15 protein-coding genes are annotated in these 15197 nt (G+C 71.8%); 11 read left to right on the top strand and 4 right to left on the bottom strand.

The features are described from left to right. Positions 1 to 21 precede the first annotated feature (21 nt). The gene (locus EJF31_RS06560) at positions 22 to 1440 is read left to right on the top strand and encodes a wax ester/triacylglycerol synthase family O-acyltransferase (RefSeq protein ID WP_125036310.1); all 1419 of its coding nucleotides are present in this window, start codon (positions 22 to 24) and stop codon (positions 1438 to 1440) included. Between the two features lie 55 nt (positions 1441 to 1495). Next, positions 1496 to 2881 carry a pyridoxal-dependent decarboxylase gene (locus tag EJF31_RS06555; protein ID WP_185736281.1) on the top strand — a complete coding sequence of 462 codons (1386 nt, stop codon included), beginning with the start codon at positions 1496 to 1498 and terminating at the stop codon, positions 2879 to 2881. Between the two features lie 9 nt (positions 2882 to 2890). On the opposite strand, the gene EJF31_RS06550 is transcribed toward EJF31_RS06555, so the two are convergent. Then, entirely contained in the window at positions 2891 to 3802 is a 912-nt protein-coding gene (locus EJF31_RS06550) for an alpha/beta fold hydrolase (RefSeq protein WP_125036308.1), read from the bottom strand. A 64-nt stretch (positions 3803 to 3866) separates the two neighbouring features. On the opposite strand from EJF31_RS06550, the gene EJF31_RS06545 reads away from it, so the two are divergent. Genes EJF31_RS06545 through EJF31_RS06520 form a run of 6 tightly spaced genes read left to right on the top strand, consistent with a single transcriptional unit; the run spans position 3867 to position 9330 of the window. Further along, a complete protein-coding gene (locus EJF31_RS06545) occupies positions 3867 to 6035 on the top strand; it encodes an acyl-CoA dehydrogenase (protein WP_260430670.1) in 2169 nt (722 codons plus the stop codon). Further along, a complete protein-coding gene (locus EJF31_RS06540; RefSeq protein WP_125036306.1) occupies positions 6032 to 6955 on the top strand; it encodes a bifunctional MaoC family dehydratase N-terminal/OB-fold nucleic acid binding domain-containing protein in 924 nt (307 codons plus the stop codon). The genes EJF31_RS06545 and EJF31_RS06540 overlap by 4 nt, the downstream gene beginning before the upstream one ends. Next, positions 6952 to 7329: a MaoC/PaaZ C-terminal domain-containing protein gene (locus tag EJF31_RS06535; RefSeq protein ID WP_148099310.1), complete on the top strand. Its 378-nt coding sequence runs from the start codon at positions 6952 to 6954 to the stop codon at positions 7327 to 7329. Before EJF31_RS06540 ends, EJF31_RS06535 begins: the two co-directional genes overlap by 4 nt. Then, a complete protein-coding gene (locus tag EJF31_RS06530; protein WP_125036305.1) occupies positions 7326 to 8489 on the top strand; it encodes a lipid-transfer protein in 1164 nt (387 codons plus the stop codon). The genes EJF31_RS06535 and EJF31_RS06530 overlap by 4 nt, the downstream gene beginning before the upstream one ends. Further along, a complete protein-coding gene (locus EJF31_RS06525) occupies positions 8490 to 8945 on the top strand; it encodes a hypothetical protein (protein WP_125036304.1) in 456 nt (151 codons plus the stop codon). Positions 8946 to 8979: 34 nt separating this feature from the next. Then, positions 8980 to 9330 carry a hypothetical protein gene (locus EJF31_RS06520; RefSeq protein WP_125036303.1) on the top strand — a complete coding sequence of 117 codons (351 nt, stop codon included), beginning with the start codon at positions 8980 to 8982 and terminating at the stop codon, positions 9328 to 9330. On the opposite strand, the gene EJF31_RS06515 is transcribed toward EJF31_RS06520, so the two are convergent. Next, the gene (locus EJF31_RS06515; RefSeq protein WP_125036302.1) at positions 9317 to 10810 is read right to left on the bottom strand and encodes a DUF222 domain-containing protein; all 1494 of its coding nucleotides are present in this window, start codon (positions 10808 to 10810) and stop codon (positions 9317 to 9319) included. The two genes, EJF31_RS06520 and EJF31_RS06515, sit on opposite strands and share 14 nt — an antisense overlap. A 114-nt stretch (positions 10811 to 10924) precedes the next feature. Between EJF31_RS06515 and EJF31_RS06510 the strand changes: the two genes are divergently transcribed. From EJF31_RS06510 to EJF31_RS06500, 3 genes are all read left to right on the top strand, one after another. Next, positions 10925 to 11974 (top strand): IS30 family transposase, encoded by a 1050-nt coding sequence (locus EJF31_RS06510; protein WP_125036301.1) that lies wholly within the window; start codon positions 10925 to 10927, stop codon positions 11972 to 11974. Between the two features lie 99 nt (positions 11975 to 12073). Continuing rightward, entirely contained in the window at positions 12074 to 12463 is a 390-nt protein-coding gene (locus tag EJF31_RS06505) for a hypothetical protein (protein ID WP_125036300.1), read from the top strand. 28 nt (positions 12464 to 12491) lie between these two features. Next, positions 12492 to 12893 carry a hypothetical protein gene (locus EJF31_RS06500; protein ID WP_125036299.1) on the top strand — a complete coding sequence of 134 codons (402 nt, stop codon included), beginning with the start codon at positions 12492 to 12494 and terminating at the stop codon, positions 12891 to 12893. On the opposite strand, the gene EJF31_RS06495 is transcribed toward EJF31_RS06500, so the two are convergent. After that, the gene (locus EJF31_RS06495; RefSeq protein WP_185736159.1) at positions 12894 to 14264 is read right to left on the bottom strand and encodes an NAD(P)-binding protein; all 1371 of its coding nucleotides are present in this window, start codon (positions 14262 to 14264) and stop codon (positions 12894 to 12896) included. Next, positions 14261 to 15175, bottom strand: coding sequence for a DMT family transporter (locus EJF31_RS06490; RefSeq protein WP_125036297.1), 915 nt, complete (start codon positions 15173 to 15175; stop codon positions 14261 to 14263). The genes EJF31_RS06495 and EJF31_RS06490 overlap by 4 nt, the downstream gene beginning before the upstream one ends. Positions 15176 to 15197 lie beyond the last annotated feature (22 nt).

Raw genomic sequence — 15197 nt, 5'->3', positions numbered from 1 at the left:
CAAGCGGTTAGGATGCGGCCCATGGACCGCCTCTCCGGGCTCGACGCGAGCTTCCTCTACCTCGAGACGCCCGCGCAGCTCATGCACGTGTGCGGGCTGATCGTCCTGGACCCCTCGACGATGCCCGACGGCTACTCCTTCGAGTCGATGCAGGCCGAGATCGACCGCCGGGTCAGCGACGTGCCGGCGTTCACCCGCAAGCTCCGCCGGGTGCCGCTGGGCCTGGACCACCCGATCTGGGTGCGCGACCGGGAGTTCGACATCGAGCGCCACGTGCACCGCCTCGCGCTGCCGGAGCCGGGCGGCTACAAGGAGCTCGTCACGCTCGCGGGCCACCTCGCCGGGCAGCCGCTGGACCGCTCGCGGCCGCTGTGGGAGATGTGGGTGATCGAGGGCTACGAGGGAGACAAGGTCGCGGTCTTCTCCAAGATGCACCACGCGACGGTCGACGGCGTCTCCGGCGCCAACCTGATCTCCCACCTGTGCAGCCTCGAGGCCGACGCCGAGCCGCTCGCGCTCGGCCCCAAGCAGGAGTACGGCCGGGAGCCGGGGCGTCGCGAGCTGCTCAGCCGCGCCGTCGTCAGCAACGTGGCCCACCGCCCGATGACCGCGCTCAAGCTGCTCACGCCGTCGGCGCAGCTGATCACCAGGACGGTCGGCCGGGCTCGCACCGGCACCGCGATGGCGGCCCCCTTCACCGCACCGCGGACGTCGTTCAACGGCACCATCACCGGCCACCGCGCGATCGCCGTGGCCGACATCAGCCTCGACGACATCCGCGAGATCAAGTCCGCCACCGGCACCACCGTCAACGACGTGGTGCTCGCCGTCGCCGGCGGCGCCCTGCGCTCCTACCTCGACGCCCGCGGCGAGCTGCCCGACACCTCCCTGCTGGCCACGGTGCCGGTCTCGGTGCGCGAGCAGTCCAAGCGCGAGGGCGGCGCCAACAAGGTCTCCGCGCTCTTCGCCAAGCTCGGCACCGACGTCGAGGACCCGCTCGAGCGGCTCGAGGAGATGTCCGGCAACAACCGCAACGCCAAGGACCACCACCAGGCCATCAGCGCCGACGCGCTGCAGGACTGGGCGGAGTTCGCCGCGCCGCGGATCTTCGGCCTCGCCGTCCGGGCGTACGCCGGCCTCCGGCTCGCCGAGAAGCACCCGGTCGTGCACAACCTCGTCATCTCCAACGTGCCCGGCCCGCCGATCCCGCTCTACTTCATGGGGGCGCAGATCCTCGCGCTCTACCCCTTGGGGCCGGTCTTCCACGGCGCCGGGCTGAACATCACCGTGATGTCCAACCACGGCCACATGCATGTCGGGATCATCGCCTGCCGCGAGTCGCTGCCGGACGTGGACGACCTGGTGCAGCGGTTCCCGGCCGAGCTGGCGGCACTCAAGGCCGCGGTCATCGCCCAGCAGACCGCGAAGCCGCTGCGCTAGCGACCCCCAAACCGGGGATGACCGGTCCGGCTGGACGCGGCGTAGCGTCGTCGGTGTGCAGGATGCCCCCGACATCTTCGCGCGAGCAGCGCAGCACGCTGCGCTCTTCCGCGCCGGCCTGCGCGAGCGCCGCGTCGCCCCCGACGGCGACGCCGCGCGGCTCGAGAAGGCCTTCGGCGACCCGCTGCCGGCCGCCGGGAGCAACCCGGTCGCGGTCGTCGATGCGCTGGTCAGGGCCGCCGAGCCGGGGCTGGTGGGGACGGCGGGGCCGCGCTTCTTCGGCTTCGTGATCGGCGGCAGCCTGCCCGCGGCCACCGCCGCCGACATGCTCACGAGCGCGTGGGACCAGTGCGCCTTCAACGCGGTGCTCTCGCCGGCCGCGATCGCGGCCGAGCGGGCCGCCGGGGGCTGGCTCAAGGACCTGCTCGGGATCCCGGCGTGGTCGTCGGTGGGCTTCGTCACCGGGGCCCAGGAGGCCAACACCGTCGGCCTGGCCGCGGCGCGCCACCACGTGCTGGCCGTGGCCGGCTGGGATGTCGCGCGGCGCGGCCTGCTGGGCGGCCCGGCCGTGCGGGTGGTCGCGAGCGCCGAGCGGCACGCCACGATCGATCGGTCGCTGCGGCTGTTGGGCCTCGGGGACGACTGCGTCGAGGAGGTCGCCCCCGACGCCAACGGCGCGATGGACATGGCCGACCTCGCGCGGGTGATGGGCGCCCGCGACGACGGGCCGACGATCCTGTGCCTGCAGGCCGGCAACGTGAACACCGGTGCCTGCGACGACCTCGTCGCCGGCTGCGACGTCGCCCGGCAGTACGACGCATGGGTGCACGTCGACGGGGCCTTCGGGCTCTGGGCGGCGGCCAGCCCCACCACGGCCCACCTGGTGCAGGGGCTGGAGCGAGCCGACTCGTGGGGCTGCGACGGGCACAAGTGGCTGAACCTGCCCTACGACAGCGGCTTCGCCTTCTGTGCCCACCCGCAGGTGCACGCGGCGGCGGTGTCCTACACCGCGTCGTACCTCTCGGGGTCGGGGGAGGTCGAGCCCGGGGGAGCCGACCTGACCCTGGAGTCCTCGCGGCGGGCGCGGGGCTTCGCGGCCTGGGCCGGGCTGCGCGAGCTGGGCCGCGACGGGGTGGCCGAGCTGGTCGAGCGACCGTGCGCGCTGGCCCGGCGGTTCGCCGACTCCCTGTCGGCACGCGGGGTCGAGGTGGTCAACGAGGTGGTGCTCAACCAGGTGCTGGTGTCGTTCGGGTCCGACGCGACCACCGACGCCGTGATCGCCGGCGTGCAGCGCGAGGGCACCTGCTGGATGGGCGGCACCACCTGGCGCGGGCGGCGGCTGATGCGGATCTCGGTGTCGAACTGGTCGACCACCCAGGAGGACGTCGACGCCTCGGTCGACGCGATCATGCGGGTCCGGGCGCGGCTGAGGTCGTCCTGACCGACGGCGTCAGGCCCGGCGGCGCCGGAAGTCGCGGCGACGGGCGTGGACGGTCGTGCACGCCTCGACCAGCGCCGGCACGAACTTCTCCGCCTCCAGCACGCAGGCGGCATGGCCGGCGTCGATCTCGTGGACGGTGGCGCCGGGGATCCGTCGGGCGATGGCCAGCTGGTTGCCCGGCGGCAGCACCTTGTCGTGGAGCGTGACGACGACGGCGGTCGGCACGTCGATGCGGTGCAGCCACGGGCGCGAGTGGTGCCGGCCCAGCGCGGCGACGGCCTGACCGACCGCCCACGGGCTGGTGCTGCGGAACTCTGCCATCGCCCACTCGTGGATGTCGCTCGGCTCGACGAGGGCCTTGGTCGCCGCTCGGGCAGCGCGCGCCGCCGTACGTGACCGGGAGAACCCGCGGAGGCCGAGCATGGTCAGCTCCATGCCCTGGTGGAAGGCGCGCTCGGAGGGGGTGGAGCGGAAGCGGTCGGTGGTCGCGCAGAGCACCAGGCCCTCGACCAGGTCGGGGTGCTGGCGCCACACGCGCTGGGCCACGATCGAGCCCATGGAGTAGCCCGCGACGACGACCTGGTGCAGCTCCAGGACCTCGATGAGCGCGGCGACGTCGTCGGCGCAGTCGTGGAGCGAGAAGGCGTCGGAGGAGATGCCGCGACCGTGGCAGCGCTGGTCGAGGGTGACGACGCGGAACCGCTCCGAGAGCGGCCGGATCGCGGGGTACCACGTCAGCAGACCGGTGCAGCCGACTGCGTGCAGCAGCACGATGGTGGGGGAGTCGGGGCGCGGGCCCGGGGTGTCGGTGACGTACGTCGACCCCCGGCCGGGCAGCTCGACCATCCGGCCCTGCGGGACCTGGACCCAGGGCATGTACACCTGCCGGCGCAACAGCGCGCGGGGTGAGAAGCAGGTCATGCGCACAAGAGTAGAACAGGTTACAGTTTCTCCCGTGAGCCACCCCGCACCGTCAGGATTCGCCGTGGACTCGTCCGAGTCCGTCCAGGCCGTCCGGAGCGTCGTCACCGATGCCCTGGACCGGTCCGCCGACTGGTCCGCGCTCGCCTCCGCCGGGCTGCTGGCCCTGGCCGTGCCCGCCGAGCAGGGCGGCGAGGGGCTGGGGCTGGCCGAGGTCGCCGTGCTGCTGCGCGAGACCGGCGCCCGGGCGATGCACCTGCCGGTCTGGGAGACGCTCTGCTGCGGTGCGCTGACCCTGGCCTCCCACGGCACCCCCGACCAGCGTGCCGCCTGGTTGCCCGGTGTCGCCGACGGCTCGGTGCTGCTGACGCCGGCGGTCCGCGAGGCCGGCGCCGGCATCCCCGAGCGCCCGGCCGCCCGGGTCAGCGGTGGGCGGGTGACCGGACGCAAGGTCGCGGTCACGTACGCCGACCGGGCTCAGCGGCTGCTCGTGCCGGCCGTCGACGAGGACGGACGCACCGACGTGGCACTGGTCGACCCGCAGGGGCCCGGCGTCACCCTGCTGGCCAGCGGCGGCTCGTCGGCCCGGCAGCCGCTGCACACCGTCGTGCTCGACGGGGCGCCAGCCGAGCTGCTCGAGGGGGACGCGGCGACCACGCTGCGCCACCTCGCGATCGCCGGCCTGTGCCTCACCGCCGCGGGGGTGGTGGTGGGCGCACGCGACCTGACCGCGTCGTACGTCAAGGGCCGTGAGCAGTTCGGCCGCAAGCTGGCGGAGTTCCAGGCCGTGGCCCAGCAGGTCGCCGACGTCTACATCGCCTCGCGGACGATCGACCTGGCCGCCGCCAACGCCGCGTGGCGGATCGGCGCGAGCCTGGACGTGACGGACGACCTCGCCGTGGCGGCGTACTGGACGGCCACCGAGGGTCCGGCGGCGCTGCGCACCTGCCACCACCTGCACGGCGGGATGGGCGTCGACGAGACCTACCCGCTGCACCACTACTTCTCCTGGATGGCCGACATCGCGCACGCGCTCGGCGGCGCCGTCGAGGACGTGCACGTCGAGGACCCGGCGGCGAAGAACCTCGAGCTGACGCCCGAGCAGCGCGCGCTCAAGGCGGAGCTGCGCGACTACTTCACCGGCCTCGCCTCGCACGACGAGCACGTCGACATGGGCCGCGACCGGCACGGCGAGACCTACCAGCGGGTGATCCGGCAGATGGGTGCCGACGGCTGGATGGGGATCGGCTGGCCGACGGAGTACGGCGGGCACGGGCTCGGCGAGGTCGAGCAGACGATCTTCGCCAACGAGGCGCAGCGGGCCGACGTCCATCTCCCCGCCGTCACGCTGCAGACCGTCGGGCCGACCTTGATCCGCTACGGGACGCCGAAGCAGAAGGAGATGTTCCTGCCGCGGATCCTCAAGGGGGACGTGCACTTCGCGATCGGCTACAGCGAGCCCGACGCCGGCACCGACCTCGCGTCGCTGCGGACGAGCGCGCGGCGCGACGGTGACCACTACGTCGTCAACGGGCAGAAGCTCTGGACGACCGGCGGCCACCAGGCCGACTACCTCTGGCTGGCCGTGCGGACCGACCCGGACGCGCCCAAGCACCGCGGCATCTCGATCCTGATCGTGGACACCACCGACCCCGGCTACAGCTGGACGCCGATCATCACCGCCGATGGGTCGCACCACGTCAACGCGACGTACTTCAACGACGTCCGGGTGCCCGCCGACATGCTGGTCGGCGAGGAGAACCAGGGCTGGAAGCTGATCACCACCCAGCTCAACCACGAGCGGGTCATGCTCGGCCCGGCCGGGCGGCTCGAGGGGCTGCGGGACCGGGTGGCCGAGTGGGCGGCCAAGGCGGGTGTCCTGGAGCGGCCGGACGTCGCGCGGGTGTTGGGGCGGGTGACCGCGGTGTTCCGCGTCAACGAGCTGCTCAACTGGGAGGTCGCGCGGGCCGCCGAGGTCGGCGAGATCTCGGTCGGCGACGCGTCGTCGTCGAAGGTCTTCGCCTCCGAGCAGGTCCAGCACCTCGCCGCCGACCTGGCCGGCGTCGTGCACCGCTACGGCGACCCGAGCGACGAGGAGACCGGTCAGCTGATGGACTACCTCGACGCGCAGGCCAAGCGGAACCTCGTGCTGACGTTCGGCGGCGGGGTCAACGAGGTGCAGCGCGAGCTGATCGCGATGTTCGGGCTGGGACTGCCGAAGGTGCCGCGATGACCCACGACCTGATCATGGCCGAGGCCGCACGCATCCAGGAGCTCGGGGAGACCGCCGGTCGCGAGGCCCGCGACCCGGTCAACCAGCCGACGATCAACAACTGGCTCGAGGCGATGGGCAACACCAACCCGCGCTTCGCGGCCGGGTCGGGTCGCGGCGAGGCGCCGCCCTCGATGGCGCAGGTGTGGACGATGTACGGCCTCGGTGGCCGGCCTCCGGCCGACGACCCGCTGCACGGGATGATGAACGTCCTCACCGACGCCGGCTACACCGCCGTCCTCGGCACCAACTGCGAGCAGGAGTACGTCCGCTACCTGCGGGTCGGCGAGCAGGTGCGCGTCACCACCGCGCTCGACTCCGTGGTCGGGCCGAAGCAGACCGCGATGGGCGAGGGGTACTTCGTGACCTCTCGCAGCACCTGGTACGTCGGCAGCGAGGTCGTCGCCACAATGTTGTTCCGGGTCCTGAAGTACCGCCCGAAGGTGCCCTCGGTGGTCGAGCAGTCCTCGGTGGTCGAGCCTGCCGAGACCTTCGTCCTGCGCCCGATGAAGAACCGCGACACGGAGTTCTTCTGGGACGGCACGGCGGCGGGGGAGCTGCGCATCCAGTCCTGCAATGGCTGCGGCGCGCTCCGCTTCCCGCCCGGCCCGGCGTGCCCGGACTGCGGGGCGCTGGACCGCGGCCACGTCGTCGCGTCCGGGCGCGGCACGGTCTTCTCGTACGTCGTCCACCGCCACCCGCCCGTGCCCGGCCGCGACCTGCCGATCCTGATCGCCCTGGTCGACCTCGAGGAGGGCGTCCGGATGGTCGGCGAGCTGGTCGGGCTCGAGCCCGACGACATCAAGATCGGGATGCCGGTGTCGGTCGACTTCCGCCGCATCGACGACGACCTGACCCTGCCGGTCTGGAGGACCTCGTGAACGTTGGAGACGTGCTGTCCCCGTGGGAGCTGCCGATCACGCCGACGCTGGTGGTGAGCACCGCGATCGCGACCCGCGACTTCCAGGACGTGCACCACGACCGCGACCTCGCGCAGGGACACGGGAGCAAGGACATCTTCCTCAACATCCTCACCTCCAACGGCCTCGTGGAGCGCTACGTCACCGACCGGCTCGGCCACGACGTCGACGTGCTCGGCATCGCGATCAGGCTCGGGGCTCCGGCCCACCCCTACGACACGTTGACGTTCACCGGCACGGTCGCGTCGGTCGAGGACGGCGTCGCGACGATCGACGTACGCGGTGCCGTGTCGCTGGGCGACCACGTGACGGGGACGGTCCGGGTGCGCGCATGAGCCTCTACCGCAAGGCCGCGATCGTCGGGATCGGGGCGACGGAGTTCTCCAAGGAGTCGGGCCGGTCGGAGCTGCAGCTGAGCGTCGAGGCCGTGCGGCACGCCCTGGCCGACTGCGGGCTGACGCCGGCCGACGTCGACGGCTTCACGACGTTCACGATGGACACGTCCTCGGAGATCGCCGTGGCGCGCGAGCTGGGCTGCGGTGAGCTGCGGTTCTTCAGCCGGATCAACTACGGCGGCGGTGCCGCCTGCGCGACCGTCCAGCAAGCCGCGATGGCGGTGGCGACGGGCGTGGCAGACGTCGTCGTGGCCTACCGCGGCTTCAACGAGCGGTCGGGGTCGCGCTTCGGGCAGTTCTCGGTCGCGGCCGCCCAGCAGGTCAACACCAACGGCCTCGACAACGCCTGGACCTACCCGATGGGGCTCGGTACGCCGGCCGCGACGGTGGCGATGCAGGCGCAGCGGTATCTGCACGACTACGGCGCCACCTCCGAGGACTTCGGTCGCGTCGCGGTCGCCGACCGCCGGCATGCCGCCACCAACCCGGACGCGTTCTTCTACGGCAGGCCGATCACGCTCGAGGACCACCAGGCCTCGCGGATGATCGTCGAGCCGCTGCACCTGCTCGACTGCTGCCAGGAGTCCGACGGCGCGGTCGCGCTCGTCGTCGTCTCGGCCGAGCGGGCCCGCGACCTGAAGCAGAAGCCGGCGTACGTCGCGGCCGCGGCGCAGGGGAGTGGTGCCGACCAGTTCGTGATGACGTCGTACTACCGCCAGGACATCGGCATCCCCGAGATGGGCGTGGTCGGGCGCGAGCTGTGGCGCCAGTCCGGGATGGGCCCGGCCGACGTGCAGACGGCGGTGCTCTACGACCACTTCACGCCGTACGTCCTCATGCAGCTGGAGGAGCTCGGCTTCTGCGGCCGCGGCGAGGCGCCCGGCTTCATCGCCGACGGCGCCATCGAGATCGGTGGCCGCCTACCCCTCAACACCCACGGCGGGCAGCTCGGCGAGGCCTACATCCACGGCATGAACGGCATCGCCGAGGGCGTCCGGCAGGTCCGCGGCACGGCCGTCAACCAGGTCCCCGACGTCGAGCACGTGCTCGTCACCGCCGGCACCGGCGTGCCCACGAGCGGGCTGGTGCTGGGGGTCTAGGTGCACCGCTTCCTGCCCCTCTCCGTGCTCGGTGTCCTGGTCGCGGCTGCGATGACAGCCGGCATCACCGACGACGGAGCCGACGGGCTTCCTGAGCTGTCGGACGCCCAGATCCGTGCCGCCCGGGAGCAGGGCGTGATCATCCAGGTGGACGATGACCGGGGTCCCGTCGATGAGGCCCTGGCTGCGCGGCTGCTGGCCGCTGCGAATGTCCGGGGTGACCCGAAGCTGCACGAGGTGCTCGCCGTGTCGCGGGGTGCCTTCCGCTACGCGCGGGGCGAGGATGCCGCCAGCTCCGACGACGCGTGGCTCGTGGCCATCAGCAACGTCGAGACGATCTGCTTCGGCGGTGACCTGTGCCCGGACCCTCCGGATCTGGACACGGAGGTCGTGGCCCTCACCGCCGGCGCCCTCGAACCGATCGGTGACTACTGGGTCTTTGCTGACTCCGAGTAGGAACCCGCCGGAGGCCGCTATCGTCCGACAGGCCATGAAGTCGCTGACCGTTCTGGGTGCCATCGCCGTGCTCTTGGCCAGCCTCCTGAGCGGTTGCGGAGGGTCTGACCGGCGCGGGGGCGGGACGGCTGCTTCGGCTGAGGGTGCGCCGTATGACCTCTACACGCACTGCGGCATCGCCTGGGCGAGGATCCGCGGCACCTACTGGCATGCCGAGCGGGAGCTGAACGATGGCAACGGCAACCCGCCGCAGGGATGGGGGAACCCTTTTCAGGCGGGCCGGCTGACGTTCCAGTCCCACACCATGGCGACCTTCAGCTCCTCGGCCGGGGAGGTGATCTTCCACCGGACGTCGCGGTCGAGACCGCCCTTCATCTGTTCGTGACGCGATCCGTACTCCGGGGGAGTTGTCCGGTGTCGAACTGGTGCTGGAGACGGACCAGGGCGCGGTCGAGGGAATCGGGGCTGAGCCAAGCGTGGGCGTCGGACTCGGTGATGTCGTGGGTGCCGGCGGCGTCGACGAGGCGGTGCAGTCCGTGGGGGGTGCGCCAGATGGTCTCGCCGGTGGGGGTGATGGCGACGCGGTAGCCGAGGTGGGTCTTGGCTCGGTGTGCGGTCCGGGAGAGTGGTCGGCCGGTGTGGCTGCTGGTCTGTCCCGGTGGTCCGGTCGGCCGGTAGGGCACCGGATGGTCGAGATCGACCTTCCTCGAGACGCGCGTGGCGTGGGGGAAGCAGTCGACGGGCTGTCGGAGGTGGATGCGTTCCTTGATCGCCTCGGGGTGCTCGTAGGCGCAGCTCGAGATGAGCTGCTTGAGGTCGATGACCGGCTTGATCACCAGGTTGGTGTGGGCCAGGAGCTCGGTCAGCTGGCTGAGGGCGACCGGGCCGATGCCTTCGACTCGCGCAACACCGTTGGCAGTGCCGGTGAGGGCAGCTTCGTGGAGGTGGACGTAGAGGATCGCCTGTGGCCGGAAGGTCTCGGGCTTGGCGGACTTCAGGGCGTCGAGGAGGTCGGCGGGGAACGCGTGGGCCCGCGGGACCGGCTGGGTCTCGTTCTCATCGTCCTCTGGGTCGGGGTCGGTGTGTTCGAGGAGCAGTTGGAGGAGCTCGGCGGGCCGGGCGAGCCAGCCGAAGGCCAGCGAGCGGAGCAGGTCGCGGGGTGCGTCGGCGTGCTCGGGGCGGGTGGCGAGGATGTCGGCGACCCGGGTGACGACGGCGTCGACGTAGGCGGCGTCGCCGGCGTTGACGCGGGCGATGACGTGCCGCAGGCCGACCGCGTCGGTCCGCGACAGGGACACGAAGCGGCGGTGGCGGGCTTCCTCGAGGCGGATGGCGTGGGCGTCGGGGTCGGCCTCGATGATCTTGGCCTCGACCAGGGCGATCACCCTCGCGGGGGACTGGGACCCGATGGCCCGTGCCACGGCCTGGTCGACCACGTCGACGAGGGCCAGGGGCAGGTCGCGGGTCATGGCCGCGACCTTGCGGGCCAGCCAGGGCTCGGCGCGGCCGGTGCGGGTGGCCGTCCAGGTCTGGGGCAGTCGGTGCCGCAGGTCCAGGGCGTCGGCCGCGGCCGCCCGGGCGGAGAGGGTGTGGACGCCGCGGGCGATGCCGAGCTCGCACAGGGACAGCTCCCGGACCCGCGGGGTGCCCTCACCACCGAGATCCACCAAACGGTCCGAGCCCGGCGGCAGCGGGACCGAGGGGTCCGGTCGCGGGTCGTCGCGGGGGTCGGAGGCATGCAGGTCGCACCAGTGCAGCACCAGCAGCAGGTCCTCGACCTCGGCCCGACGGCGCCGCGCGGCCGCGTCCCCGAGCAGGGCGAGCGTGTCGCCTGCGTCGAGGTCGGGTGCCGAGTCCAGGGCCATGCTGCATTTTAAACGAACAGACGTTCGAATGCAAGGTCCCCTGTCACCGACGTCCCGAACCGTGAACTCAATCGGTTGTTGCAAGCCCTTCCGATTGAGTAGAGGTTGCAGCGCATGCCTGGAGCACGGTTGACGGTGGAGCAGCGTCGGACGATTGAACGGGGTTACCGGATCGGTCTTTCGCAGGGACAGATCGCCTCGATCATCGGGAAGTCGCCGTCCACGGTGAGCAGGGAGCTGGCGCGGAGCTTCTCTGCTCCGGGGACACGTTCGCCCAAGGGACGCACCGCCCGCTCGGGCGGCCAGGGTTACCAACGTCCCTACGACGCCGAGCGGGCCCACCGCTTCGCCACGATCAAGGCCCGAAGGCCCAAGGCGCGGCGGCTGGACCACGCGCCGCTGCGCGAGCAGGTGTGGGAGTTGTTGCGTGCGGACTGGTCCCCGGAGCAGATCGCGGCGATGCTGCCGGTGATGTTCCCCCACGACCCGGACATGCGCGTGAGCCACGAGACGATCTACCAGTCCCTGTTCGTCCAGACCAAGGGCGAGCTCAAACGCGAGCTCACCGCCCACCTGCGCAGCCGCCGGACCCGCCGCAAGACCCAGACCGGCGGCGCGAAACGCGTCACCCTGGGCATCACCGATGACATCACCATCCGGGCCCGACCAGCCGAGGTCGCAGACCGGGCCGTCCCCGGCCACTGGGAGGGAGACCTGCTCCTCGGTGGCACCGGCAAGGGCGCGGTTATCACCCTGGTCGAACGCTCCAGCCGCTACGTGCTGCTCGCCCCGCTGCCGGGCCGGCACACCGCCGAACTCGCCCGCCTGAGCCTGGCCGAGATGATCGCCACCCTGCCCCTGGAGCTGCGCAAGTCGATCACCTGGGACCGCGGCAGCGAGATGGCCCAGCACGCCCAGTTCAAGATCGACACCGGCCTGCAGATCTACTTCTGCGACCCCCAGTCACCCTGGCAACGCGGCACCAACGAGAACACCAACGGACTGCTACGTCAGTACTGGCCCAAGGGCGCCGACCTGCGTGGCCTGACCCAGACCGACTGCGACGACGTCGCCCTACGCCTCAACACCCGGCCCCGACAGACCCTGAACTGGCAGACTCCCGGCCAAGCCCTCAACGACGGGCTCGTTGCAACAGCCGTTTGAATCCGCCAACGGTCGCAACGGTCACCAATCTGGTGGATCAGCGACGGCGGCGACGGGCATAGCCTGAGCAGGTCATCCGACAGCGAGGAGGTGTCGTCGATGAGGCGGTTCGCACTGGTTGTCGCCCTGGCCGTGCTCGCCACGCTCCCGGGCGCCACGTCGGCCGGCGCGCGGCCCGCCGATCTGGCCAAGGCCAACACCTACCGCACGTGGACCGCGTGCGACGAGCACCCCGGGTCCAAGCACTCGAGCAGCTGTCCCAAGGAGGGCGTCAAGGGTCTCTTCTTCAAGAGCGTGGACGCCCACGTGACCTACAAGGTCTGCGTCATCTTCCCCCAGGGCAAGAAGCTCTGCGCGAGCCATCAGGATGCCCCGAAGGGCAAGGTGGCGATCAACACGATCACGTCCAACAAGATCGGCGTGCACACCATCAACTGGTTCGTGGGCGGGAACAAGGTGGCGACGCGTCACCTCACTATCCACAACTAGGCGCAGGGTCACCCCTACATTCAGGGGCATGACCCGTCGCGTCGCCATCACCGTCGGCGTCGTGCTGGTCGCGGCCGTCGTGGCCGGGATCGCCCTGCACCGCAACGGCGCCGACGACGCCGGACCCACCGGCCTCACGGTCACCTGGGGCGGCAGCGAGGGGCACCCGACGTGCGCGTACGACGACCAGCAGGAAATCGTCCGGTGCCAGCTCACGATCGACGGCACGGCGTCCGGGAGTCAGACGGTGACCGTCACCGTCACGGCGTACGCCGACGAGAACACGTCCCGACCGGTCGGCTCGGGCAGCGGCAGTGCGCACGTCGAGGGGACCGTGCACCAGGCCCTCGTCGTCACGGTCCCGGTCAGGCGCGCACCCCACGTCGACGAGGACCAGGTGGCCGCCTGCACCTTCGAGGTGACCTCCTGACTACGCGGACAGCTCGGCCAGTCGCGCCAGGGCGGGACGCACGTGCGCTGTCAGACGCGCCCGGGCGTCATCCAGCGCCGGCGATCCCGGGTGGTCGGGCGGGGTCCGCGCCGGGTTGAGCGGCACCCGGTCGGCCCACGCCTTGATGTCGGGCTCGGAGGAGAAGGACATCACCGCCTGGGTGCCCCGCAGGTTCATCCGCGCCCAGTCGGCCATCGAGTTGCCGTAGCCCGTGGGCGGGCACAGGCGGTTCTTCTCGTCGTCGTCGTGGCGGGTCGCCTCGACGTAGCCGATGAGGGCCGCGCCGAAGCACGGGAAGCCGGCCCGGATCGCCTGCAGCGTGATGCCCTGCGGACGCCACACCGGGACGAGCGGGGGGTACTTCAGGCCGTCCGCCGCGCAGTGCACGACCAGGGCGTCGTGCGCGACGCCGACCGAGGTGTCGGCGAACGTGAGCTTGCCGCGCTCGACGGCGTCGAGGTGCCCGTGGCGTACGACGTTCTCGATCGTCCGGAGCTGGTCGAGCTCCCACGTGGCGAGCGTGGGCGCCTTGGCCATCGTCGGCAGCACCGTGCGGTCGATGCGCAGCATGATCCCGAGCTCCTCGAGCCGGAGGAACAGGTCCTCGAGCGACGCGGCCTCGGTGGCGGCCTGCATCGTGTCGGCGGCCATGGCGGTGAAGATCGCGGGATCAGGCTGGACCACGGCCCGGTTCATCATCCACGGCTCGCGGGACCGCACCCAGCAGATCGCGTCGGGGTCGACGCCGTGCGCGAGCAGCCAGATGCAGGCGTCGGTCGCGGTCTTGCCGGAGCCGACGACGACGTACTGGCTGGGGGCGTCGTCGAGGCGGGCGAGGCCGTTGACGGGCAGCACGCGGGCGTCGGCGGCGACGCCGAAGGGCGGCGGCTTCTCCGCCGGGATGCTGGGCGCCAGATAGCGGGCGTCGACGACCCGGCAGGTCTCGGGCACCTCGAAGTGCTCCCCGGAGATGCGGGAGGTGAACGTGCGGTCGCCGAGGTGCTCGGTGTTGGGGAAGAACTCGACCTTGCCCGACTCCTCGAACCGCTCGAGCATCCGCGCGTAGTAGACGCAGATCTCGGCCTGGGAGGCGCGCTCCTGGAGGCCCTGCTCGGGCCCGCGCTGCTGCAGCTGGCCGCCGCCCAGCAGGGTCGAGGCGACGCCGTAGAAGGCGGAGGCCTGGTGCAGCCGGACGAAGGGGTAGGCCTCGAGCCAGTGGCCGCTGACGCCGTGGCGCCGGTCGATGAGGGCGACGCGTACGTCGGCGTGGTCGATGAGTGCGTCGGTGAAGGCCATCCCCATGGCGCCAGCCCCGACGACGAGGTAGTCGGCGTCGATCGTCCGGGTCACACGTCCACGGTGACACCGGCGACGGGTGGCGTCCATGGTTCGTTCGTGCCGGGACTCGTGGTGCGCGCCGGCCACTGGACGAGGGCGACGGTGCCCAGCACCAGGGCGCCGCCGACCGCCTGCAGCGGCGACAGTGACTCGCCGAAGACCAGGGCGGCGCCGCCGACCGTGACCACCGGCTCGACGATCGACAGCAGCGAGGTGACGGTCGGGCCGACGTGGGCGAGGCCGATGAAGAACAGGATGATCGCGGCGACCGTGCTGACCAGCGCGATGAGGACCAGCCAGAGCCACCCGCGGGCCGCGAACCCGAGATCGGGAGGGCCGTGCAGGGCGGACCAGCCGAGGAGCGTCCCGAAGGCTCCCGTGCACACCAGGGCGGCGAAGGCCAGCGGGTCGGTCGCCACGACGCGGTCCCCGACGAGGATGTAGCCGGTGTAGACGACCGCCGAGCCGAACGCGCAGGCCGAGCCGACCAGGCCGAAGCTCCCCGAGGCGGCGCCGCCCAGGACCAGGGCGACACCGGTCAACGCCATCACCAGCGCCGCGCCCCGCCTCCGCGACGCGCGCTCCCGTCGCGTCGCCACGGACATCACCATGACCAGCAGGGGATAGGTGCAGAAGAGCAGGGCGACCTGCGAGGCGTCGATCCGGGTGAGGGCGACGAAGTAGAGGCCGGCCTGGGCGACGTACCCGACCCCGCCCATCAGGAGGCCGGTGACGATCGCGCGCGGGCCGAGGCCACGGAACCGGCCGGTGAGGGCGGCGATGGTGACCAGGACGGCGGCGGCGAGCCCGAACCGGACGAGGAGCAGGGCGTCGACGGCGACCCCGTCGTCGTACGCGAGCTTCGCGAAGACGGCCATGACGCCGAAGCCCACAGCGGAGAGCAGGCAGGCGATCGGTCCCATGGCCACCATCCTCGGCGCCCTG

This window comes from Nocardioides sp. LS1 (assembly GCF_003865225.1).
GTDB classification, from domain to species: domain Bacteria; phylum Actinomycetota; class Actinomycetes; order Propionibacteriales; family Nocardioidaceae; genus Nocardioides; species Nocardioides ginsengisegetis.
This window is presented reverse-complemented; position numbering and strand designations above follow the sequence as displayed.